This window comes from Nocardia vinacea NBRC 16497 (assembly GCF_000308835.1).
Taxonomy (GTDB): domain Bacteria; phylum Actinomycetota; class Actinomycetes; order Mycobacteriales; family Mycobacteriaceae; genus Nocardia; species Nocardia vinacea.
Window position 1 is genome coordinate 1 of sequence record NZ_BAGN01000160.1, and the last position, 945, is coordinate 945.

Consider the following 945-nt stretch of genomic DNA (forward strand, 5'->3'; position numbering starts at 1 on the left):
TCAGGCCGGCGCGCCGGTTGTCCGGATCGGATGACGTGCGGGCCACCACGATCACCAGATCCGCGAGCAGACCACCGGTGATGAATGTCTTGGCGCCGTTGAGTATGTACTCCTCGCCGTCGCGAACCGCGGTGGTACGCACACCGGCCAGATCGGAGCCGGTGCCCGGCTCGGTCATGGCGATCGCGGTCAGCAGCTTGCCGCAGGCCAGATCCGGAAACCAGCGGTCGCGCTGCTCGGCGTCGGCGTATTCCAAGAAGTAGGGCAGGATCACGTCGATCTGGGTGCGGACGGTACTGAGCGTGACGAGCGCGCGGTAGGCCTCCTCCTGCAGCACAGCATTGAACCGGTAGTCCCGCATGCCGCCGCCCCCGTATTCCTCGGGGATCGCGGTGCCGAGTAAGCCGAGTTCGCCCATCCGCTCGAAGATTTCGCGCGGCATCTGCCCGGCCCGCTCCCAGTCCGGGTAGTGCGGCACCACCTCCTTATCGATGAATTCGCGGGCCAGCTGCCGGAATGCCTCGTGGTCTGGGGTGAAAATGTCTCGGCGCACGGTCGGCTCCTTCAGTGCACGAGTTCGACGACGGTGGCGTTGGCGGTGCCGCCGCCCTCGCACATGGTCTGCAGGCCGTAGCGAATTCCGTTGTCGCGCATGTGGTGGATCATCCGGGTCATCAGTACGGCGCCGGAGCCACCGAGCGGGTGGCCCAGGGCGATCGCGCCGCCCAGCGGATTGAGCAGGTCCGGGTCGGCACCGGTTTCGGCCAGCCAGGCCAGCGGGATCGGGGCGAATGCCTCGTTCACTTCGAAGACGCCGACCTCCGACAAACCGATACCGGCCTTGCGCAATACCTTCTCGGTGGCCGGAATCGGACCGGTCAGCATGAGTACCGGATCGGCACCCGTGACCGCGCCGGCCCGATACCGCACCAACGGCGTAAGCCC

At 66.9% G+C, this 945-nt stretch carries 1 protein-coding gene and 1 pseudogene; both read right to left on the minus strand.

All coding sequences use genetic code 11. The features are described 5' to 3' along the window. A partial coding sequence (locus tag ON44_RS21265) for an acyl-CoA dehydrogenase family protein (protein ID WP_040692792.1) occupies positions 1 to 553 on the minus strand: 553 nt, incomplete at its 3' end. A gap of 11 nt (positions 554 to 564) precedes the next feature. Further along, positions 565 to 945: pseudogene (locus ON44_RS21270) on the minus strand (acetyl-CoA C-acetyltransferase); the annotation flags it as partial.